The sequence below is a fragment of the Mycobacterium sp. genome (genome assembly GCF_052145595.1).
In the GTDB taxonomy this organism is placed as follows: Bacteria; Actinomycetota; Actinomycetes; order Mycobacteriales; family Mycobacteriaceae; genus Mycobacterium.
Window position 1 is genome coordinate 16,077 of the sequence record NZ_JBKQOI010000099.1, and the last position, 20,390, is coordinate 36,466.

Annotated in this window: 20 protein-coding genes and 1 pseudogene; 9 read left to right on the forward strand and 12 right to left on the reverse strand. The window is 64.9% G+C overall.

Annotation, left to right across the window (positions count from 1 at the left end; translation table 11 throughout):
* Position 1: 1 nt before the first annotated feature.
* Complete coding sequence (locus ACLP4W_RS08535) at positions 2-595, reverse strand: hypothetical protein (RefSeq protein ID WP_442385707.1); 594 nt, start codon at positions 593-595, stop codon at positions 2-4.
* A gap of 172 nt (positions 596-767) precedes the next feature.
* Positions 768-1,724: a LysR family transcriptional regulator gene (locus ACLP4W_RS08540; RefSeq protein ID WP_442385742.1), complete on the reverse strand. Its 957-nt coding sequence runs from the start codon at positions 1,722-1,724 to the stop codon at positions 768-770.
* A gap of 232 nt (positions 1,725-1,956) precedes the next feature.
* Here ACLP4W_RS08540 and ACLP4W_RS08545 point away from each other — a divergent pair, with 232 nt between their 5' ends.
* The gene (locus ACLP4W_RS08545; RefSeq protein WP_442385743.1) at positions 1,957-3,069 is read left to right on the forward strand and encodes a sulfite oxidase; all 1,113 of its coding nucleotides are present in this window, start codon (positions 1,957-1,959) and stop codon (positions 3,067-3,069) included.
* Positions 3,070-3,071: 2 nt separating this feature from the next.
* Here the strand turns inward: ACLP4W_RS08545 and ACLP4W_RS08550 are convergent, their stop codons facing one another.
* From ACLP4W_RS08550 to ACLP4W_RS08560, 3 genes are all read right to left on the reverse strand, one after another.
* On the reverse strand, positions 3,072-3,563 hold the full coding sequence (locus ACLP4W_RS08550; RefSeq protein ID WP_442385708.1) for a DUF2231 domain-containing protein: 492 nt from the start codon (positions 3,561-3,563) through the stop codon (positions 3,072-3,074).
* A 104-nt stretch (positions 3,564-3,667) separates the two neighbouring features.
* Positions 3,668-4,297, reverse strand: coding sequence for a hypothetical protein (locus ACLP4W_RS08555; protein ID WP_442385709.1), 630 nt, complete (start codon positions 4,295-4,297; stop codon positions 3,668-3,670).
* Between the two features lie 108 nt (positions 4,298-4,405).
* On the reverse strand, positions 4,406-5,251 hold the full coding sequence (locus ACLP4W_RS08560) for a SigB/SigF/SigG family RNA polymerase sigma factor (RefSeq protein ID WP_442385710.1): 846 nt from the start codon (positions 5,249-5,251) through the stop codon (positions 4,406-4,408).
* Between the two features lie 629 nt (positions 5,252-5,880).
* Here ACLP4W_RS08560 and ACLP4W_RS08565 point away from each other — a divergent pair.
* The 5 genes and pseudogenes from ACLP4W_RS08565 to ACLP4W_RS08585 form a co-directional block, all read left to right on the forward strand.
* Positions 5,881-6,771, forward strand: a complete 891-nt coding sequence (locus ACLP4W_RS08565; RefSeq protein ID WP_442385711.1) for an SDR family NAD(P)-dependent oxidoreductase — start codon at positions 5,881-5,883, stop codon at positions 6,769-6,771.
* A gap of 157 nt (positions 6,772-6,928) precedes the next feature.
* Positions 6,929-8,125, forward strand: a complete 1,197-nt coding sequence (locus ACLP4W_RS08570) for an FAD-dependent oxidoreductase (protein WP_442385744.1) — start codon at positions 6,929-6,931, stop codon at positions 8,123-8,125.
* A gap of 65 nt (positions 8,126-8,190) precedes the next feature.
* Positions 8,191-8,760, forward strand: coding sequence for a DUF4389 domain-containing protein (locus tag ACLP4W_RS08575; RefSeq protein ID WP_442385745.1), 570 nt, complete (start codon positions 8,191-8,193; stop codon positions 8,758-8,760).
* The gene (locus ACLP4W_RS08580; protein WP_442385746.1) at positions 8,757-9,383 is read left to right on the forward strand and encodes a class I SAM-dependent methyltransferase; all 627 of its coding nucleotides are present in this window, start codon (positions 8,757-8,759) and stop codon (positions 9,381-9,383) included. The genes ACLP4W_RS08575 and ACLP4W_RS08580 overlap by 4 nt, the downstream gene beginning before the upstream one ends.
* 177 nt (positions 9,384-9,560) lie before the next feature.
* Positions 9,561-10,055, forward strand: a pseudogene (locus ACLP4W_RS08585) (PPE family protein); the annotation flags it as partial.
* Between the two features lie 419 nt (positions 10,056-10,474).
* On the opposite strand, the gene ACLP4W_RS08590 reads toward ACLP4W_RS08585, so the two are convergent.
* Both ACLP4W_RS08590 and ACLP4W_RS08595 read right to left on the reverse strand, forming a co-directional pair.
* Entirely contained in the window at positions 10,475-12,985 is a 2,511-nt protein-coding gene (locus tag ACLP4W_RS08590; protein ID WP_442385712.1) for an ABC transporter permease, read from the reverse strand.
* Complete coding sequence (locus ACLP4W_RS08595) at positions 12,982-13,680, reverse strand: ABC transporter ATP-binding protein (protein WP_442385747.1); 699 nt, start codon at positions 13,678-13,680, stop codon at positions 12,982-12,984. The genes ACLP4W_RS08590 and ACLP4W_RS08595 overlap by 4 nt, the downstream gene beginning before the upstream one ends.
* A 332-nt stretch (positions 13,681-14,012) precedes the next feature.
* Between ACLP4W_RS08595 and ACLP4W_RS08600 the strand changes: the two genes are divergently transcribed.
* The 3 genes from ACLP4W_RS08600 (at position 14,013) to ACLP4W_RS08610 (ending at position 16,758) form a co-directional block, all read left to right on the forward strand.
* On the forward strand, positions 14,013-15,401 hold the full coding sequence (locus ACLP4W_RS08600; protein ID WP_442385713.1) for a WS/DGAT/MGAT family O-acyltransferase: 1,389 nt from the start codon (positions 14,013-14,015) through the stop codon (positions 15,399-15,401).
* A 188-nt stretch (positions 15,402-15,589) separates the two neighbouring features.
* Positions 15,590-16,375, forward strand: a complete 786-nt coding sequence (locus ACLP4W_RS08605) for a heavy metal-binding domain-containing protein (RefSeq protein WP_442385714.1) — start codon at positions 15,590-15,592, stop codon at positions 16,373-16,375.
* Positions 16,375-16,758, forward strand: a complete 384-nt coding sequence (locus ACLP4W_RS08610) for a DUF5073 family protein (protein WP_442385715.1) — start codon at positions 16,375-16,377, stop codon at positions 16,756-16,758. The genes ACLP4W_RS08605 and ACLP4W_RS08610 overlap by 1 nt, the downstream gene beginning before the upstream one ends.
* A 20-nt stretch (positions 16,759-16,778) precedes the next feature.
* Here the strand turns inward: ACLP4W_RS08610 and ACLP4W_RS08615 are convergent, their stop codons facing one another.
* From ACLP4W_RS08615 to ACLP4W_RS08635, 5 genes are all read right to left on the reverse strand, one after another.
* Positions 16,779-17,048 (reverse strand): nuclear transport factor 2 family protein, encoded by a 270-nt coding sequence (locus ACLP4W_RS08615; protein ID WP_442385716.1) that lies wholly within the window; start codon positions 17,046-17,048, stop codon positions 16,779-16,781.
* 269 nt (positions 17,049-17,317) lie between these two features.
* The gene (locus ACLP4W_RS08620; RefSeq protein ID WP_442385717.1) at positions 17,318-17,986 is read right to left on the reverse strand and encodes a cutinase family protein; all 669 of its coding nucleotides are present in this window, start codon (positions 17,984-17,986) and stop codon (positions 17,318-17,320) included.
* A gap of 128 nt (positions 17,987-18,114) precedes the next feature.
* Positions 18,115-18,615, reverse strand: coding sequence for a hypothetical protein (locus ACLP4W_RS08625; RefSeq protein ID WP_442385748.1), 501 nt, complete (start codon positions 18,613-18,615; stop codon positions 18,115-18,117).
* 251 nt (positions 18,616-18,866) lie between these two features.
* Entirely contained in the window at positions 18,867-19,538 is a 672-nt protein-coding gene (locus tag ACLP4W_RS08630) for a TetR/AcrR family transcriptional regulator (protein WP_442385718.1), read from the reverse strand.
* 159 nt (positions 19,539-19,697) lie between these two features.
* Entirely contained in the window at positions 19,698-20,294 is a 597-nt protein-coding gene (locus ACLP4W_RS08635; RefSeq protein ID WP_442385719.1) for a TetR/AcrR family transcriptional regulator, read from the reverse strand.
* Between the last annotated feature and the right edge of the window lie 96 nt (positions 20,295-20,390).

Sequence of the window (20,390 nt, forward strand, 5' to 3'; positions counted from 1 at the left end):
CTCAGCCGGCGAGTCCCTGCTTGATGGCCGCATCTTGTTTCTGGCCGACATCGGTCACGAAGTCCGGTGGCACGAGTGCGTCGGGCGGGCCGTCGAATTCCAGTTCGGCGAAGGCCCTGCCCTCGGTAAACAGCAGCACCGTCACTCCCTTGGAGCCGTCCGGCGAGGGCCCCGAAATCGTCGTACCGGCCGTTCCGATGGCGATCGGCTCGGGCACTCCGTGGACGTAGCCGTCCGTTGTCGCCTTCGCCGATTCCAGGGCGCTGGCAGCGGCGGCGGGATCCGCCAGGATCTGGATGCTGTCGACGATTGTGTGGGTGCGGTCAAGGTTACTGAACGTCGTCGTAACGCCCGGTTGGCCGTTGGGATTGTTGATTGGCGTTGTAGCCGTGAAGCTTTCGGGCGCGTTGATGTCGCTCGCCTGGATCAGCAGCCCGGGGTAGTCGGACGTCGGCGTGCGGCTGGTCGCAATTGAGGTGACTGATCTCGGCGCCGCCGGTGATGGCTTCGAACCGCGGCTGCAGGCGACGACCGACAACCCCGCCAGCGTCGCGGCTATCGCCACGGCAGCAACGAGCGTCGCAGGAATCCTCAAGGCACCGATACTCCTTTCCGGCAAAAGCATTGGCACCGGAAACGGTAACCCGGGTTGGATTGCTCGCCATCACAATTGCGAGGTCAATTCACCTGGACCCGAGAGCGGCAAAGATCAGCGTCCCGCCAGGTTTCCCGTCCGGGCCGAACCGAGGTTCCCGGGCCCATCCTGTTCACCGCCTGGGCGGTGGGTGTGCGTGGGTGATGATGTGCGCGAGTAGGTCCCGGGCCGCGCCGGCGGGTGGGGTGCGCCCGCCTACCCAGATGGCTCGGAGCTGGCGCCTCAGGTTCAATTCGGGAACGGCCACCGTTCGCAGACGTCCGATTGCCAGGTCGTCGGCAACGGCCAGTCGGCTCATCACGGCTGGCCCCGCGCCCGCGGCGACGGCAGCACGCACCGCAGCGGCAGAGGACAGTTCGAGGACCGGGTGCGCCTGCTGTGTGGTGTCTCCCAAGGCTTGGCGCAGGGCGGCGGTCAACGCGTCGCGCGTCCCCGATCCTGGTTCGCGACTGACAAGCGGCGTTTCACTCAGTTCCGCCGCGGTTACTGATCGCTGACGGTGCGCCCACTTGTGGTCAGCGGGCACGATCAGCACAAGCTCGTCGTGCCCGACGACACCGCTGCGTAATCCCTTTGGCACATTGGGGGATTCGATGAATCCGAGATCCGCGGTCCCATCGCGCACGGCGCCGATGGCCTGGTCGCTGTTGGTGGCTGTCATGACGACCTCGGGAGCGGTGGCGCCGAGCCGCTTCGTCGCAATCTGTAGCGACACCAGCCATCTTGGCATGAGTTGTTCGGCGATCGTGAGACTGGCTGCGACTTTGACCCGCTTGCGCTTTTCTGATCGCAGCGACGCTAACCCCGCATCTACGTACTGGGCGACGTCGAGCAATCGATCCGTCCACTCGGCTACGACGACTCCGGCCGACGTCAGTTGCGATCCGCGCGGGGTCCGGACGACTAGCGCGACGCCGGTCTGCGCTTCGATTGACGCTAGTCGCGCCGAAACCGCCTGCTGCGTCAGCCCGAATTCCCGGGCCGCGGCGCCGAGACTGCCGGTCCGGGCGATCGCCAAGAAGATCTCGAATGCGGATAGGTCGGGCATGTGGGCGCTGAGCGATGGCATGGTGGTCCTCACGTGATCCTCCAAGGAGAGCATACAAGCGGGCCTTGTGAGATCTCACTTGCCGGGCTGACTGAACCGTTCCGTGGCGGCTAACCATGAGTGGCTTCGCTGCAGCACGTGTCGGCACACAAGTAAGGCTTGTGAGTTCACAAGCACTACCCATCTAGTCGTGGCTCGTCAATGCGTGAAGGATTCCTCACATGGCAAGCCAATCGAGGAGCAGACGGTGACAATGGTCGCCATGACGCCGACGACGGCGATGTGGGGTAAGCGCGACGACATGATCGTGCGTGCACACGTCCCGTACAACGCCGAACCGCCGCCCGCGGTGTTGGCCGGGTGCGACATCACCCCTACCGACGCGTTCTACGCCCGCAATCACGGGCCATTCCCCGACATCCCGCCTCATCAGTGGCAACTAGCGGTCGACGGGTGCGTGGACAGGCCGCTCACCCTGACCTACCAGCAGCTGATGACCGAATTCGACCAACACGCTGTGGTGGCGACGCTGGCGTGCACCGGCAATCGGCGTGCTGAAATGCTGCGGTTGCGGCCGATCCCGGGGAAAGAGCCGTGGGCGCATGGGGCGATCTCCACGGCTGAGTGGCGCGGTGTCCGGCTGGCAGACGTCCTTGCGGCCGCCGCAGTGCGTCCAGACGACGGGCTGCATGTCGCCTTCGAAGCTCCGGATGTCGCCGAAGAGGCTCGGCCCGTTCAGCCCTACGGCAGTTCCATCCCGCTGAGTAAGGCGATGTCGCAGGAAGTGCTACTCGCGTGGCAGATGAACTCCGAACCGCTTCCGCGCGCCCACGGTGGCCCAGTTCGGGTGGTGGTGCCCGGGTACATCGGCGCTCGCAGCGTCAAGTGGGTCACCGCCATCACCGTGCAACCCGGCCCGTCGACAAATTACTTTCAGTCCCACGATTACCGGATCCTGCCTTCAGACGCTGACACCGACGCCGTCGCGGCGGGCGAGGGCATTTCGCTGTCGTCGCTGGCGCTGAACTGCGACATCCTCGATCCAGCCGACGACGACCGCGTATCGCAGGGGCAGCTGACCATCCGCGGCTATGGGATCGCCGGCGATGGCCGCAGCGTCGAGCGAGTTGACGTGTCGCTCGACGACGGACTCAGCTGGCGGCAAGCCAACCTACGCACCGCACCCGGTAAATGGACATGGCGGCCGTGGTCGCTGACCGTCGACTTCGCACCGGGCCCGTTGCGCATCACCGCCCGCGCCTGGGACGATACCGGTGCCCTACAGCCGGAATCAGTGGCGTCCCTGTGGAATCCGCGCGGATACGGCAATAACGCTTGGGCCCGCGTCGCATTGCACGTGGTTTGAGGCTAGATCCCGTTGGACTTCTTCAGCCGCGCAATCTCACCGCCCCAGACCGACTGGGCGCCGGCATCACCCGTGCGGTAAGTCTGGATCATCGACAAAATTCCAACGGCGAGAACCACTATCGCCACGATGACCTGGGTTACCACGCGGCGCTTGGGGGATCTGCGTTCGATCAGGCGCAGCACGACGAGCCCGATCGCCACCGCCAGCAGAGCGGCGGCGAAATAAGTCATTGTGCTGCCGAGCTCGGCGTGCTTGCGCAAGATGGGAGTGGGCTTGGTCCGCAGGTCATAGAGCCACTGCCCTGCGTTTGCAGTGACGGGCGTCAATACCATCGTGGCGATGGCCAGTGCGAGCGTGAACCACAACAGGTGGCCGCGTCGTGCGGCCGGCCATAAACCGCATGCAATCTCCAGCAGCGCAGTAAGCGGGACGAGCACCACCACAAAATGCAGCAATAGGGCGTGAGCCGGCAGGCCGTTGACGATGGTCATAGAACTCCTCGGCTGGTGAGCGATGAGCTGCGCCTCGACCGCGGCCGTGCGGTCCGTCCGTAACGGTCGCTCGCCACGATAGCGCCGCCGAGACAGTGCCTAGCTCAGCCGCCGAGCCCCTTCTTAATCGCCGCGTCTTGTTTCTGCCCCAAATCGTCGACGAACTCGGGCGGCGCGAGCGAATCGCGCGGACCATCAAATTCCAGCGTGACGAACGCCCTGCCCTGGGTGAACAGCAATATCGTCACGCCCTTGGAACCATCCGGCGAGTTCCCCAACAAGGTTGTTCCGTTAGTGCCGACAGTGGACGGTTGCGTCGTCGGATTCTTGACGGCGTCACCCTGTTTGCCTTTCGCCGCGTTCAACGCGTCGGTGGCCGCGGCGGGGTCCGCGAGGACCTGGATGGTGTCTTTGATGACGTGGCTGTTGTCTTGGGTGCTGAAGGTTGTGGCGACGCCCGGTTGGCCATTCGGGTTGTTCGTCGGTGGACTGCCCGTGAAGGTTACCGGTGCGTCGATGTCTGTCGCCTGGATCAACAACCCGGTGTAGTCGGTCGGCTGTGCTGATCCCGAGGAAGTCGCCCCTGAGCTGCGGGTCGTGGTGGCCGAGGCGCCCGATCCAGGGTTGGATGTCGACGACGTTGACGACGTGGGCTTGCTGCCGCACCCGGTTAGCGAGACCGTCAGCGCTGTCGCCGCCGCCAGGCCCGCGACCGCCGTGTGAGAAATCCTCATCCCCATCGTGCTCCTTCCAGGCTCCTTCGGGCGACACCGTCGAGTTCGTTTCCGAATCGCACAGTACATCGATTCGTGTCGCCGAAGGTCCCGGTGGGCCAGAACGGGCTACTCCAGTTGGTCGCGCAGGCAGCGCAGGGTGCTGGCCAGGATGCGCGAGACTTGCATCTGCGACACGCCGATTCGCTCAGCGATCTGGCTTTGGGTCATCGACTCGAAGAACCGCATGTAGAGCACCTCACGTTCCCGCTCGGGCAGCCTGGCAACCAGGACACGCACCGCTTCCCGGTTGGTGATGTGCTCGAGTTGTGGATCGATGTCGCCGACCGCGTCCGCCACCACTCGGGGCCTGCCGGAAGTGTCGGCACCAAGGGGTGCGTCGAGGGACTCGAGCCGATAGGCATCGCCCGCGACAAGGCATTCGACGATTTCCTCGCGGGGGACTTCCAGCACCTGAGACAGCTCACCGGCCGTGGGTGCACGCCCAAGCTTCTGAGCTAAATCACCTGTCGTCCTACTGATCTGGACGTGTAGCTCGCGCAACCGCCGCGGCACCCGCATGCCCCAGGTGTAGTCGCGAAAGTGACGCCGAACCTCGCCCATCATGGTGGGGACCGCGTACCCGACGAAGCTGGGTCCTTTGGCGGGGTCGAATCGGTTGACCGCGTTCATCAGTCCCAGACGCGCAACCTGGATCAAGTCGTCGAGCCCTTCGCCGCGGCGGCCGAAGTGGGCGGCCACATGGTCCGCCAACGGAAGGCATCGGGCCACGATGCGTTCACGCAGGCGGCTGTACTCGTGAGATTCGGCTGGCATCTGGCGCAGAATCACGAACATCTCGAGAACGTCCTGGTAGGAGTCCGGGTAGGAGTCCTCGTAGGAATCCTCGGGGGACTCCTCCGACTGGGTGCCGGCCGAAGGGGTAGGGCGGGGTGGAGTTCTTACGTCGGTCATCGGCTGCGGCGCCTTCTCCCGACACGAACCCTGGTGTAAACACAAACGCACAAACGGGTTTGCATCGCAAGCCCACTTCCTCTGCGTCGTGTGCGGCGAGACATCGCAGGAGTGTCGGGCACAATCGCGTCCGCTGCACACAGTTATCCGCAGGACGGGTCGGTTGCCGGGCGCACGCGTACTGAGGGGAGGGTGACTGGTGTGGTTTCGCCGAAGCCACGCGAAGCCCAGCAACCGTGCGACTGACTGACCGCTTTGAGCTAAACGGCGACAAGTCCAGAACGAACTTCACTGGCGACTATACGCTCCATTCGCACCAACCGGCGATCGCTCGCCCGTATTTCGCTTCGGAAGTTCGCTGCATGGCGGTCTGTCAACCGTTATCATAGGCCGGCTCGGCGGTGCGATGGGCGCCCAATTAGCCGACACGTGGCCGATCCCCTACGGGGCGCCGCTGGGAGCGAGTGTTCGGCAGGCCGGGGCTAATTCCGGCTGTGGTTCTGATTGGTTCTCATTTGCGTGTGGGCTGGGTACTGTTCGGCTGATGTCCGTTATCGGTGCGAAGCTTTTGATCGCCCTCGAGAAATCCGCGCGCACAACGCATTGCGAACGTTCCGGAGCCTGTGCCGATGAGTAGCCAGGGCCTACTGGGCGGGCTCGGTGCGGTGGTGTCTGGCGGCAGCCGCGGTATCGGCCGCGCGGTCGCCGAATTGCTCTGCAGCCTTGGCGCCGGCGTGGTCGTCAACGGGCGCGACGCTGACGCCGTAGAGGAGACCGTCGCGGCAATTACCGCCTCGGGAGGGCGTGCCACCGCGGTGATCGGAGCCGCGGACGAGGAGCGCATTGCCAGCGCGCTTATCGGCGAATGCATGAGCACGTTCGCGCGGTTAGACATCCTGATCAATTGCGCCGGGATCGCCGAGCCTGCCGGCTCCTCAATCCTGAACATCTCACCGGAGGACTTCGACCGGCTGATAAGTGCGCACCTCGGCACCGCGTTTCACACGTGCCGGTTGGCGGCCCGCGTGATGGCGGCGCAGGGGCACGGGACGATCGTCAACACCAGCTCGGTGGCGTTTCTCGGCGACTACGGCGGCACCGGCTACCCCGCGGGGAAAGGTGCCGTCAACGGACTGACGATGGCGATCGCCGCCGAACTGAAGGCCCACGGTGTGCGGGCTAACGTGGTGTGTCCCGGTGCGCGGACGAGGCTGTCCACGGGCGTCGAGTACGAAATGCACATCGAGGACCTGCACCGCCGCGGACTGCTCGACGAAATGACCATGCGAGCCTCACTGGACAGCGCTCCCGCCGCGTTTGTGGCTCCGGTCTATGCCTATCTCGCCAGCGACTTGGCGCGTGACGTCACGGGCCAGATCTTCATTGCCGCGGGCGGATTCGTCGGCAGCGTCGATCGGCCAACACCGCGAGTGTTGGGGTATCGCGACCACCATGACTCGGGACCGTGGTCGATCGAGGATCTGCACCAGATGATCGGCGGCGCACCAGCCAGGCGATGAGCGTGCAGATCGCGGGAAGCGCGGCCTGACCCGGGCCGACAATCGAGTTGGCTGCTGTTTGAACCGATTGGCACGCGCTTTCGTGTCCAACAGAGTGACGAGCCGGAGCGCGGCCCGAGCGGCGGTCGCGGCAGCGCCGTCGACGCGACCGCTTCGGATACTTGTCGTCGGCGCCGGTGTGAGCGGCATTTCCGTTGCCCGTGGATTGCTGCGAGATGGCCATGACGTCAGCGTCTTCGACCAGCGCAAAGATACGCGAGCCGGTGGCGGTGCCGTGACCATCTGGTCTAATGGCGAGACGGTTCTGCGGCAGCTGGGCGTCAACATGGATGGGGCCGGTCAACTGCTTTCCAGCGTGCGGGTGACGACCTCTACGGGGCGCCGGCTCGCGACCTTGGACCTGACCGCGATGGAGAACCGGCTGGGTGCACCGGTTCGGATGGTCCCGCGTCGCGTCCTGCTGGAAAGGCTGCTCGAAGGCTTTCCCATTGATCACATCCGATGCGACTCCCGCGCGGTCGGCGTCGCAACCACGCCCAATGGTGCGCGAGTCGAGTTCGAAGACGGCGGATTTATCGAAGGCGACCTGGTGATCGGTGCGGATGGTCTGCATTCGACGGTTCGAGATGTCGCCGGCGCGCAAGCCGCGGAATCCACCGGGTGGTGCAGCTGGCAGGGACTCGTCACGCTTCCGCAGCTTGCCGACAAGCAGGTCGCGATGATCGTCATCGGCGAGCACGGAAACACGGGCGTGTGGCCGGCGGGAGGGTCCGATGTGCAGTGGTGGTTCGACTTGCCGTGGTCCTACGACTTTGTCAGGCCGCACCGTCCGATGGATGTAATCCGGTCCAATTTCGCCGGCTGGTCCGAACCCGTCGACCTGGTGCTCGCAAATCTGAGCGACGCAGATCTGGCCCACTCGCCATACCCGCATTTTCGGCATCCGATTCCCCGCGCGTCGGCCCCTGGGGCGCTGACGTTGCTCGGCGATGCGGCCCACACCATGCCGCCGACCCTGGCGCAAGGAACCAACCAGGCGCTGCTCGACACTATGGTGTTGCGCAAGGCGCTTTGGGATCTACGGAATGGGGCGAATGGCTACAGCGGCGACCTTTCGAGGGCGCTGCGCTGGTACGAGAAGACCAGGCGGCGCCGGGTTTGGGCCGTGTCCCGCGTGGCATCGCTGCAGGTTGCCCACGGTGAGTCCGTGCTAAGACCGGCGGCGTTGATCTCGGACCGGCTACACACCTCGGCCCTGACCATGTTTCTGCGTTGGACCAGTCACCGCCGGATGTCGGCGGAGATCAACCGAGCCCTCAGGGCACCAACTCCTATCGTGTCGAGCCGTCCGTGAACGAGCTCAGAACCGCCGAGTCGAAAGCGGTGCGCGCGGTGCACACTGTGGACGGTCCCGTGCGAGTGCGCGGTGATTTCGACGCACCCTCGCGCTGGCTATGGCTGGTCAAGTGGTGCGTGCTGGCCGCGCCGCACTACCCCATATTGATACTTCTTTATTTGGTGTATCCGATGCTGACGATCGTTGCCGGCGTCGCGATCCTGTTCACCGGGCGCTACCCGCGCCCCATCTTCGACTTCAACGTCGGGGTGCTGCGTTGGTCGTGGCGGGTCATGAACTACCGATTTCCGATGAACAGCACCGACAAGTACCCGCCTTTCACGCTCGCGCCTAGGCCCGACTATCCAGGCGACCTCGAGGTCGACTATCCGCAGCACCTCACGAACTGGGCCGTACTGGTGAAGTGGTGGCTGCTGGGGCTCCCGCAGATACTCCTGTGCTGGGCGATGGAGCCCCTGCTGCAGGTGCTTTGCGTTATCTCCGCGTTGTGGTTGTTGTGCACAGGGACGACCCACCGGGGCATGTTCGACCTGCTCATGGGCATCGTTCGATGGCGCTACCGGGTGGCGGTGTATGTTTCTTTGATGAGCGACCAATATCCGCCGTTCCAACTGGATCTAGGTAGCCGATAACGCGCGATAATCCGTTGTTCCCCTACATATATCGGTTCGGTCAGCCGATCTTCGACCGACTTTTCTACAACCGATATCGGCGAGCGGCGGTCGCACATGCGACCGGCCGCCTGCTGATGGTCGGTCTGGGGCCGGGGACCGACTTGAAGTTCGTGCCGCCCGCGGTCACCTCGATCGCCGCCGTGGAGCCCGTGGCCGCATTCCGGCGGATGGCGTCCCGTCTTGCCCTTCGTCATGGCATCGCAGCCGACATCGTCGATGGGACCGGTGAGTCGATTCCGTTCCCGGACAACAGTTTCGACTCGGTGCACATCGGGCTGGTGCTGTGCTCGGTCGATGATGTGGCCGCTACCCTGAGCGAGATCCGGCGCGTGCTCGCGCCCGGAGGGAGGTTGGTTGTCCTCGAGCACGTCCGCGGGGAGGGCGCGATGGGTCGGTTCCAGGACCTGATCGCGAAGCCGTGGTCGCGGTTGGCGTCGGGTTGCGAACCGAACCGCCGGACCGTCGACGCCATCGCCGCAGCCGGATTCGATACTTCGCTACTGCGCAGCATCCCACGGACATTGGTGCCGCCCCCGTGCACACCTCATCTGCAGGGATTCGCGACGTTGGCCGACGAGTAAGGCTTGAATTCTGGATCTGCTCGCGCGGGGCCGGACACGCTCAGCTCCACCGGGCCTGGAGCTAGATCACATTGAACTATTGGGGTGCGGATCTCGTGTAGCGGTACACGGGGCTTGTAGTCGGTGATGACGCAGCTGGCGTGATCGCGACGGGTCCTTAAGGAAGGGACTGTGGCGATGAACTTTTCGGTGTTGGCGCCGGAGATCAACTCGGCGCGGATGTTCTCTGGTGCGGGGTCGGCTCCGATGCTGAATGCGGCGGCGGCCTGGGATGGGCTGGCCTCCGAGTTGGGGTCCGCGGCATCGTCGTTTGCGTCGGTCACATCGGGATTGACGGAGCAGGCGTGGCAGGGTCCGGCGTCGGCGGCGATGACGGCTGCGGCGGCGCCGTATGCGGGGTGGTTAAGTGCGGCGGCGACGCATGCAACGGGGGCCGCCGGGCAGGCTCGGGTAGTGGCCGGCGCGTTTGAGGCCGCCCGGGCGGCGACGATGCATCCGTTGCTGGTGGCTGCCAACCGGAATGAGTTGGTGCAGTTAGTGATGTCGAATCTCTTCGGGCAAAACGCGCCGGCGATTGCGGCCGCCGATGCCGAGTATGAGCAGATGTGGGCCCAGGATGTGGCCGCGATGGCTGGCTATCACGCGGGGGCGTCAGCTGCCGTCGCGCAGCTGCCGTCGCGCAGCTGCCGCTGCACGGTCTGGCGAGCCGGCTCGCCGCGGCGCTGGGCCTCAGCCCAGTCACCAACCCCGTACCCGCCGACCCGGATCTGATGAGTCAAACCACCAATTTCGGGGGATTGCTGTCAACTAGGTCCCTTGCCGACCCTGACGACAATAACTTTGTTGCGACCACCATCTCGAGCCCGCTCTTCACGGCTGCTGTGACTTCCGGGGCTGAAGCCACCTTGGGCTTAGGGGCGCCCGGGCAGACAATACTTACGTTCCAAAGTCCGGTCGCTCCGTTCTTGAATAGTTCGATCGCCCTTCCTGTCACGGATCCCTTAGCCCCTCTGTTTACTGCGCTTCTTCCTCTCGGCTTCTGAACTCAACCAAGACGGGTGCCGCGCCGAGGAAACGGCGGGCGCGCGAGCTTATTCGGCGCTCACGGCTTCAATGATGTTCAGTCGCGCCGCGCGCCGCGCGGGTGGCACCGAGCCGAGCAGGCTGATCGCCAGCGCGCCGAGGGTGAACACAAACGCCATCGTGCCTGGCCGGAAGGCGACCTGGAAATTCATCATGTCTCCGCTGACCAGGCTGAACAGCCACTGGTCCGCCAGGCCGAACAGCAGCCCCAACACACCGCCGATGACACCGATGCCCGTCGCCTCGGCCAGCACCATCCGCAACGTAAACCGGCGGCTGGATCCCATCGCCCGCAGCACACCGATTTCGCGGAGCCGTTCAAGCACGGAGAGCGTCAACGTGTTCAGCAGCGCGACTGCGGCCACGAACACGACGATGATCCACACGGCATTCGCGATGAACATGCTCTGATGCATCGGCGCCTCGAGGCCCGCCAGCTTGGCGGCACCGCTATAGACGTAGTTCGGTGCGGGCACCACCCTGCGGACGTCGGCCAACAGGCGATTGAGGTCCACGTTTGGTGCCGCAGTGATCTCGAGCGTGGTCGCCACCGGGCGGTCGAACCACGAGCGCATTTGATCCAGGCCCATCCCGACCGTGCCGATGACCGTCGAGAAGTACGGCACCAGCGCGAGCACGGTTGCCCGCTGCACGCCGCGTGGGGTCTGCATCCCCAGTTGCTCGCCGACCCGAACGTGCAGAGTCTTGCCCAGATTCTGCGAGAGCACCACGCCCCGCCCGGCGAGCACTTGGTCACGAACCTGCTCGCCGAGCGCGCGGTACAGCGGATCAGCCGTTCCGGGAGAAAACCCGTCGAGCATGACCCGCGAGCCCCCGACCTCGGCGAACCCGAACGCACCCTCGGCGACGCGTCCGACGCCCGGCACCGCGGCCACCTTTTCCGAAAGACCTTGCGGCAGAGGATCCGTGGGATAGCCGTCGGGGGGATCTGCGCTCACCCACACGGGAACATCGGTAACCGACGAAAAGATGCCCCTCGCCGAGCGAATCATGTCGGCGTTCGTGCCGGTAATCGCGACGGTGGTGACCACCGCGATGAGCACCGTCATCACCGTCGCCCATACCCGTCGCGGCGCACGCTCGATGGTCGCCGCCGCGAGCGCCCCGACGGAGCTGAATATCCGGGCCGTCGCGGCCGTGGCCCTGACGATTGGCACGGTCAGTGCAAAGCCAAGCGCTATCTCGGCGGAAAACACCGCCGACATCGCGACAAAAGCCATGACCCCTCGCTGCTCGACGACCACCACGATCGCCACCGCAAAGACCACGACGGCTCCAACTCCGCTGGCGATCCGCAGCCATCGCGGCACACGATCCGCCGCTGACACCCCAACGGGGGCCAACGCCTCGATCGGTGCCACCTTGTACACCTGCCGCGCCGCCATCGCCGACGCAACCACACTGGTGAGCGCGGTCGCCGCGACCGCGGCAGGTATCGCGTAGCCGGGCAACCAGTACTCGATGCGAGCTTCCAGCCCTTGGGTGATGGCCGCAGGCAATCGGCCAATTGCGATGCGGCCCATCAGTATTCCGATAGCCGAGCCGATGGCTCCGCCGATCACTCCGAGAACCGCCGCCTCGGCGAGCATGTCACGCACAATGGTGGCCCGGCGGCCGCCGATCGCACGCAGCAACGAGATGACCGGCCGGCGCTGGGTGATCGCCATGGTCATCGTCGTGTAGATCAGGAATGCGCCAACCAGCAAAGCAACCATCGCGCCCATCAGGGCCATGTAGTTCATCAGCTTGACGCCGTCGCCGGCGCGGGTGGCCCGCATGCTGGGGTCGGCGACGATGGCCCGTCCGTTCACCGCGGCGGTGACCGCGGCGCGAACTTGGGCTGGATCGGCACCGGGTTTGACGGTGATCAGGATCGAGTCGAGCTGACCCTGACGCCCGGTAATGTTCTGCGCCAACGCAAGGGGCGCAAGGACATAGTGTCCGCCATTGAGAGCCGCAACCTGCTTGCCGTCGAGCACCTCGGTGACCGTGACCGAGCCCGAGCCGAGCTGGAACGTCTCGCCTCTGGCATCACCGACAGCTGGCCCGACGCGGACTCCGTTCGCTGGGGGATTCGTGACCTGTGCCGCCCTGCCATCTTTCACGGCATCTTTCAGGGCGCCCCCTAACGCGGCGATGCGCTCGTCGGCACCAAACAGCAGCACCGGCCCCGACGACGTGGCCGCCGACGTCCGAATCATCGGTGCCACGACCGCGACGCCGGGAACTGCGGCGACGTCGGCGGTCACCGTGTCGGGAAATCCCGCGTCGGTGATACCCGACACCTCTAGCGAAGCGATGCCGGCGATGCCGTCCGCCAGCCGATTGACCGATCCGGTGATCGACCCGAAGATGCCGAATACCGCGACCAGATACATTGCCGACACGGCCATTACCGCGATTGATGCCATCGTGCGCCGGCGATGCACGGCAAGCTCGCGCAGGCTGAAAAGACGTAGCCGGCCCGCTGCGGCACCTATCGCGAAGCGTGGTCTCACACCAGAACCGCCGACAGCTCGTTGGAAACGACCCGACCGTCTTGCAGCATGATCACCCGGTCGGTCGCTTCCGCGGCCTCCGCGTTGTGGGTCACCATCACCACCAGTCGGCCGCGCCCGGCTTCGTGGGCCACTTCGCCAAGGAGCGTCAAGATTGAAGCTCCCGTAGTGGAATCGAGGTTCCCGGTTGGTTCGTCGGCAAGGATCAGCGGTGGGTCCATCATCAATGCGCGCGCCACCGCGACCCGCTGCATCTGCCCGCCGGACAGTTCGGCGGGTCTGTGCTCCGTCCGGTTACCCAGCCCGACGCGGTCGAGCAGCCGAATCGCCTCTGGTTTGGCCCTGCCCAGCCGGACACCGTCGAGCAGCTTCGGTACCGCGACGTTCTCCCACGCCGACAGCGTCGGCAATAGGTTGAAGAACTGAAATATGAAGCCCACGCGATAATGGCGAAACTCCGACTGCTGCTCATCGCTGAGGCGGCCGATCTCGTCGCCGTCGAATTCGATCGACCCCGAATCGGGGGAGTCTAGCGCGCCCAGTAGATGCAGCAGGGTGCTCTTGCCCGCTCCCGACGGCCCCACAACCGACATGAACTGCCCGCCGTCGAGCCGCAGATTGATCTCGTCGAGCGCACGCACCGATTGACCGCCGACCCGGTATTCGCGCACCACATCGCGGAGTTCAATGGTCAGCAGTTTGTGCTTGGGAGCATCGCATGTGTCGACTCGTCTGAACATGATCCTCCCGCGAGTCCGCACTCGTCAGCGCACAACGCCCCGACCTGCCGCCGACCAGGCACCCGAACCCGTGCCCCAAAGGCGCTGGTATCGGATATCACGAGTCCGCATCGCGATTGGTTCATCCTGTGATGGTGGCGACGGCTCGTAACGCGCCGCGGTGTCACACCCCGGCCATCAACATTTAACGCGGACGGGCCCCTCGAGCGCTGGAGCCGCCCAGTTGGGCTGCCTAGACTTGTGCGGAGTGGGGCGGGGATTTAAAAGTCATTGGTCGAGCGGGGGCTATGGAGCGACTAAGCGGACTTGATGCATTTTTCCTGTATTTGGAGACGCCGACTCAGCCGTTGAATGTGTGCTGTGTTTTGGAGTTGGACACCGCGACGATGCCTGGCGGCTACACATATGGCCGCTTTCGCACCGCGTTGGCGAAGCGTGTGAGCGCCATGCCGGAATTCGGGATGAAGCTCGCCGATACGCAGCTGAACCTTGATCATCCGGTGTGGGTGGACGACGAGGACTTCCAGCTGCGGCGCCACCTGCGCCGTGTCGGTGTGCCGGCCCCCGGAGGTCGCCGCGAGCTGGCCGAGATCTGTGGATACGTCGCGGGCCTGCCGCCGGACCGCGATCACCCGCTGTGGGAGATGTGGGTGCTCGAAGGCGGCGCCCGCAGTAGCGCGGTGGCAGTGATGCTCAAGGTGCACCACGCCGTGGTCGACGGAGTCGCCGGCGCGAACCTGCTGGCCCAGCTGTGCAGCCTGCAGCCCGACGCGCCGCCGCCGCAGCCCGTCCGCGGCGCCGGTGGTGGTAATCCGGTGCAGATTGCCGCCAGCGGTCTGATGGGGTTCGCGCTGCGGCCACTGCGGCTGGCGACCGTGCTGCCGGCGACGATGCTGACGCTGGTGCGGACGGCGCTTCGTGCGCGCGAGGGCCGCACCATGGCCGCGCCGTTTACGGCTCCACTGACCCCGTTCAATGGCGCCGTCACCCGGCACCGCAACATCGCTTACACCCAACTCGATATGCGCGACGTCACGAGGGTCAAGGAGCGGTTCGGGGTGACCGTCAACGACGTGGTGGTGGCGTTGTGCGCCGGGGTTTTGCGGCGGTTCCTCCTGGAGCGCGGCGAGCTTCCCGACAACCCGCTGGTGGCAACCGTACCGGTGTCGGTCCACGACAAGTCCGACCGACCCGGCCGCAACCAGACCACGTGGATGTTCTGTCGGGTGGATAGCCAAATTGGCGATCCGGCCGAACGTATCCGCACCATCGCCGCGGGAAACTCGGCCGCCAAAGACCACACCGCGGCCATGGGTCCCACCCTGCTGCACGACTGGACCCAGTTCGGCAGTCAGACCATGTTCGGCGCGGCCATGCGGATGCTGCCGCGCATGCCGATAACCCTCAGCCCCGCTTACAACCTGATCCTGTCGAACGTGCCCGGCCCGCGCGAGCAGTTGTACTTCGTGGGCTGCCAAGTCGACACGATGTATCCCCTCGGCCCGATCATCGGCAACGCGGGACTCAACATCACCGTCATGTCGCTCAATGGAGACCTCGGCGTCGGCATCATCGCCTGCCCCGACCTGCTGCCGGACCTGTGGTGCATCGCCGACGGCTTCCCCGATGCGCTCAAAGAGCTGCTCGAATGCAGCGACTACCACCCCGCAAGGTAGCCACCCGAGGGAGTCGTGAGTGCGTTAGCCAGGCTTAACGAGCTGCCCAGTTCCGCAGACCCGACGCATCGAAGGGCCCTTCAGCGCAGCCACTGCGGTCGCACGTTATCGTGTGCAAAACCGCTCCGCGGGCCCGGGCGAGCCTAGCCCGGCTACGCTGTCCGGGGACCGCAGGAGGGTTTTTGTCGATGCAACCGAACCCGCTCGACCCCGTTGCCAGCGAACGACTGTCGCACGCCGGCAAGGTGTTCACGTCTGACTTGTCGATCAATGAATTCGTCTTGCTGCATGGGGCCGGATTCGAACCGATCGAACTTGTGATGGGCGTTTCGGTCTATCACGTGGGCTACCAGTTCACCGGAATCAGGCAGCAGTCTGAGCTGCCCGTGCTCACCGACGCGACATATCGCGCGCGCTGGAATGCGATGTCGCGAATGCAGGCCGAGGCCGATTCGTTGGGAGCCGACGGGGTGGTCGGCGTCCGTTTGGAGTGGCGTCATCAGGGGGAAGGCGAGCACCTCGAGTTCATCGCGGTCGGGACCGCCGTGCGATACACCGCGAAGCCGGGGGCGTATCGCCGCCCCAACGGGCAAGCGTTCACCAGCCACCTATCGGGCCAGGATCTGACGACCCTACTGCGGTCCGGATTCAGTCCGGTCGCGTTCGTGATGGGCAACTGCGTGTTCCACGTTGCGGTACAAGGGTTTATGCGAACCCTCGGCCAGGTGGGGCGCAACGCTGAGATGCCGCAATGGACGCAGGGCAACTACCAGGCCCGGGAGCTGGCGATGTCACGCATGCAGAGCGAAGCCGAGCGGGACGGCGGAAACGGCGTCGTGGGAGTGCATTTCGCCATCTCGAACTACGCGTGGGGACACCACACCGTCGAGTTCTACGTGGCGGGAACGGCAGTACGTCGCAGCGGCGAGGCGCAAACCCTGACGCCGTCGTTCGTACTGCCGATGAGTGATTGATGACGGGCTTCGACCCCGAGCGGGTCAGTCTCGCCATCGGCTCGGCGTTGGCCGGTCCCGGGGGAGTGGGGCTGGTGGTCAAGGTGTTCGGCGGTGTTCCGGGGGTGATTCTCGTCCCGGCGCGGCGCGGCGTTTTCCGGTCGCAGCCGGAGCGGGTCCAGATCGGTGACTGGCGGTACGAACTGACCGCTGACGGCCGCCTGAGCGCCGCCCACCTGGTGAATGGCATCGTCCTGGCCGAGGAAGTCCTCGCAGCCGGCGCCGTCGGTCCGCACATCGCCCGCGCGCTCGGGCAGGTGGTGCACAATTACGGTCCGACGATCATTCCGAATATCGATGCGGCCCTCGAAGTTCTCGAGGCTGGAGCCGGGCCCCGCTACTGACTCAACTCCAAGCGCAGCGTTCACTCGTCGTTGTGCGGCTCTGTCTGGTCGATCGCCACCACCCACCTGCTGAACCGCCACGCCCCGTCCTGCTTGACCGCGGTGAACTCGTAACAGCCGGTGAGGTCGGGAGTGGGCGGGCCGCCGTCCTTGATGGCGAAAACCTGGACATAGCAACGTCCGGTCGCTGCGCGCGCGCTTTGAGTGGAAAACCAGAACGAATTCAGCGCGTGGCGTCGCTGGTTGTTCTCGGGCTTGAAGGCTCCCTTCCTGACCGCGAGCAGACTCATGACCGTATCCACATCCGCTGACAACGTGCGGCAACTCATGCACCAACACGAGCTCCGGTGACTCGGTGAACAACGCACGAAACTCGTCCAGTCGGTTTTCGTCGTAGGTGTAGGCGTAGGCGCCGAATAGGTTGATGATCGCCAATCTATCGGCGGCATCGAAGTCCACGCTCCCGACGTCACCGGTCGGCGCGGCCTGCCCGTCCATCGCCACTCGACCTCCCCAATCTCAAATCGCCGGACGCGCTCGGCCCCTGAGTCGCACCGCTCTAGAGGCGACTCGCGGCGAAATCGGCCGCCTGATCGACCATTCCGGCCTCCACATACTGCCTGTGGGCGGCCGGGAATCCCGAACCGGAACAGACCGGATCGTTAGTAACGCACAAGTCGATGGTTTTGGGTGCGTAGAGGGGGCCGATTGTGACGGGCGGCTCGTTGATGATGCTCATGAACTGGGTCGACGGCTTTCCGAAGAGAGTGACCGCGGCGACGTGGCTGGCGATTTCGGGCGGCATCGGCTGGGGCGGCTGTGCGAGATCTGCCCCGTCCGGGACCGCGTTCGCGGTCACGAAACCCATCACGGCCGCGCCTTGGGAATACCCACCGAGCACCATTCTGGTTTTAGGGCAGTTCGTCGCCATCGACTCAACGTGGTGGCCCGCGTCAGTGATGCCGTCGATCGCCGTCGGAAAGTCGGTGGTGGCCGGGTAGTTGACCGGGTACACGCCCAGCGATTTTGCGCCGACGCGCGAGCGCAGCGTGTCGACGAAAGTCTGACCGATGTGGCCAACGCCCGGTGGCTCGGTGGTACCGCGGGCGAACACCACTTCGACGTCGGGGCACGGGTCGGCGGACGCGGCCGGGACGGGTGCGACCAGCAGCACCCAAACTGGCGCCACCGCAGCACAAATGAGACCGGTGAGGGGAGGTAGTTTCACGGCTCAAATTTTGTCACAGGATGATAGCGGCTGCTCGGCAAGCAGTCGCCGCGTCGAAACCCCGGGCGCGCGCAAGCAGCGACGAGTCAAATTACTCGTGGATTACCCGAGGTGATCGGGTCGGTCATTTATCTGTTTAAGTTGGCACCAGGAAGTGGATGCTGCCGATCGGCACTGTGCCGCTTGCGCGTGAACGAACTGGCGGAGCGCACCGCGCCACGGAATGCATAGGCGGCGGCCACCACTGACAGCAGGATCAGCAGGATGAACATCGGCAGCCAATTGCTCCGGCTGTGATTCACGTCCCACCAGATGACGGTGAACAACAGCACACAGAGCAAGAGCACAATATCCCGCCAATTGCCCCGGTAAGACACTGCGGCATTACGCAACGCGCGACTCCTGTCAGCGCCTTCGACCAAATCATCGATGCGGTCATCGATGGTGCGTTGCAGCTCGGCGCGTCTGTTAACGGCGTCCGGTGGGAGCCGATCCAGCAAATCCATGTCCTGTTTGATCAGTGCTCGATAGTCCGGCCCCCTGAATTGGCCGGCTGCGACGGCCAGCATTAGGCCACCTAAAACGGGCGCACTGTTCAGTGCTATCTGTCCCAGACCCACCACGTCCAGTCCTCCTTCGGCTGTTCTTCAACCCGTTGAGGATCCCCGAACTCGGGGAACGGATCAACCACCCGGCTGGCTAGGCGATGGTCGATTCCGGGATGGTCCCGAAAATTGGGGAGCTTGATTGCCATTCGCGCCCGGCCGCATTTCGTAGCCAGCGGGCGCCGTCGCTTGTCACGGGCTCGCGAATTACGTTGCGGACCAAGGCATTCGAGACATTTGACCGGAGCCCAGTCAGCGGCCGCCGAGTCAGCGCATCACGATGCTTTTGACGGGCGCCGGCGTGTTCGCGGCGGCTCGGGACCCCGAAGCGCTTCCATCGCGCGCACCATCTGCGGATGGGCGATTGCCGGTCCAATCCAGCGGGTGAGATAGCGCCGAAGATCGGCACCGCTGCGGGGCGGACGGCCCGGGTCGGCGAGAAAAGAGTGCAGCACCCGAAGGCTGAATTCGTTCAGCTCGTCGAGACCTGCATCGTCGAAACCGTAGTGCTCCCAATCGACGTCGGAGCGATGCAGCATTGAACGTCCGAAGGCCAGCGCCGTATCCGAGATGATGGAAACCGTCTGGCCGCCGCGGTGGCGTTGATTCAACACGAATTCGACCTGAGTGTCGGAGGCCAGCTGTTCGATCGCGAATGCCATTCCTTCGGTCATCGCCACGACTGGATCGGTTACACCTTTGAGATGGGCCGCCAAATGATCGAGAAAGCCATCGGCCGACCGCAGCGCCGTTGCCACCAGCAACGCCTGCGTTCCGGGGAAGTAGCGGTAGACGGTCTGTCGTGTCACACCAAGGGCCCGCGCCACGTCGGCGATCCGCATGGCCGAGCCGCGTTCGTCGATGATCTTGTCGGCTGCATCCAGGATGCGCTCGATCGCCTCCTCGTCGGAGGCGGGTGTATTTCCTGCCCAACCGTGACTGCGCATGCTCAGCGAACGGCGAACCCGTTGTCGATCATGGCTGGATCATAACGTCTATCTCGCCGTGTATTGGCGGCGAGACACTGTGCGCCGTGTGTATGATCGCGTCGAGCCGGTCCTTCGGCGAGCGACCCACGGAACTGAATTCGGTTGAGCCGCTGCGCTTCAGGCGACCGATGCCCCGAGAATGAGGTTGACCGCCTCGTCGAGCTGTCCGGCGATCTCTTGATAGCTGACGAATCGGGCCGTCATCAGCGCACCGGCGAACGTCATCTGCAGGGTGGACTTCACCGCGCGTGGCCACCCGGGACCCAGCGCAGCCCCGATCCGCCTGGACACCTCTTCGCCGATCTGCTCCCGCAGTGGCTTGACCGCCGGATCGTCGGCCATCAGGGCTGCGCCGCAGGCGGTTGCCAGCTCGGGCTCATCGGCGGCTACCAGAGCCATATCCCGCAACGTTGCGCTGACCCGGGTCTTGGTCGTGTCGTTGTCGGTGTGCAGCGGCAGGTCGCGCAGCAGGCGCAGGTACACCGCAGCCACCAGGGCGCTCTTCGACGGAAAGTACGTGTACGCGCTGGCCGGGGATACTCCGGCGCGGGTCGCAACCGCTCGCATCGTCAGGTCGGCGTACGACGATTGGCGTAGCTCCTCCAATCCGGCATCGAGCACTTTGCGGATCGTCTGGCCCGGCCGACGGTCTGAACGGCGGGCCGCGCCGCCGCCTCCGACGGTAGTGACTGGTCCGGCCGCTTCTCTAGACACCAGTCCAGTGTAGGAAGGGCGACGGGTGTCCGACAACGCGTCTCGAAACCTAGCCTGACCAGCCGGTTATGGCGGTCCGCGGTGCGATTCGTGGGC

What these genes read in the sequence shown, in the direction of transcription:
- ACLP4W_RS08630 (WP_442385718.1), bottom strand. Translation starts at nt 19,538, where the DNA reads ATGCGCAGTCACGGTTGGGCAGGAAATACACCCGCCTCCGACGAGGAG.
- ACLP4W_RS08560 (WP_442385710.1), bottom strand. Translation starts at nt 5,251, where the DNA reads ATGACCGACGTAAGAACTCCACCCCGCCCTACCCCTTCGGCCGGCACC.
- ACLP4W_RS08610 (WP_442385715.1), top strand. Translation starts at nt 16,375, where the DNA reads ATGACGGGCTTCGACCCCGAGCGGGTCAGTCTCGCCATCGGCTCGGCG.
- ACLP4W_RS08605 (WP_442385714.1), top strand. Translation starts at nt 15,590, where the DNA reads ATGCAACCGAACCCGCTCGACCCCGTTGCCAGCGAACGACTGTCGCAC.
- ACLP4W_RS08545 (WP_442385743.1), top strand. Translation starts at nt 1,957, where the DNA reads ATGGTCGCCATGACGCCGACGACGGCGATGTGGGGTAAGCGCGACGAC.
- ACLP4W_RS08565 (WP_442385711.1), top strand. Translation starts at nt 5,881, where the DNA reads ATGAGTAGCCAGGGCCTACTGGGCGGGCTCGGTGCGGTGGTGTCTGGC.
- ACLP4W_RS08600 (WP_442385713.1), top strand. Translation starts at nt 14,013, where the DNA reads ATGGAGCGACTAAGCGGACTTGATGCATTTTTCCTGTATTTGGAGACG.
- ACLP4W_RS08550 (WP_442385708.1), bottom strand. Translation starts at nt 3,563, where the DNA reads ATGACCATCGTCAACGGCCTGCCGGCTCACGCCCTATTGCTGCATTTT.
- ACLP4W_RS08615 (WP_442385716.1), bottom strand. Translation starts at nt 17,048, where the DNA reads ATGAGTCTGCTCGCGGTCAGGAAGGGAGCCTTCAAGCCCGAGAACAAC.
- ACLP4W_RS08540 (WP_442385742.1), bottom strand. Translation starts at nt 1,724, where the DNA reads ATGCCATCGCTCAGCGCCCACATGCCCGACCTATCCGCATTCGAGATC.
- ACLP4W_RS08555 (WP_442385709.1), bottom strand. Translation starts at nt 4,297, where the DNA reads ATGAGGATTTCTCACACGGCGGTCGCGGGCCTGGCGGCGGCGACAGCG.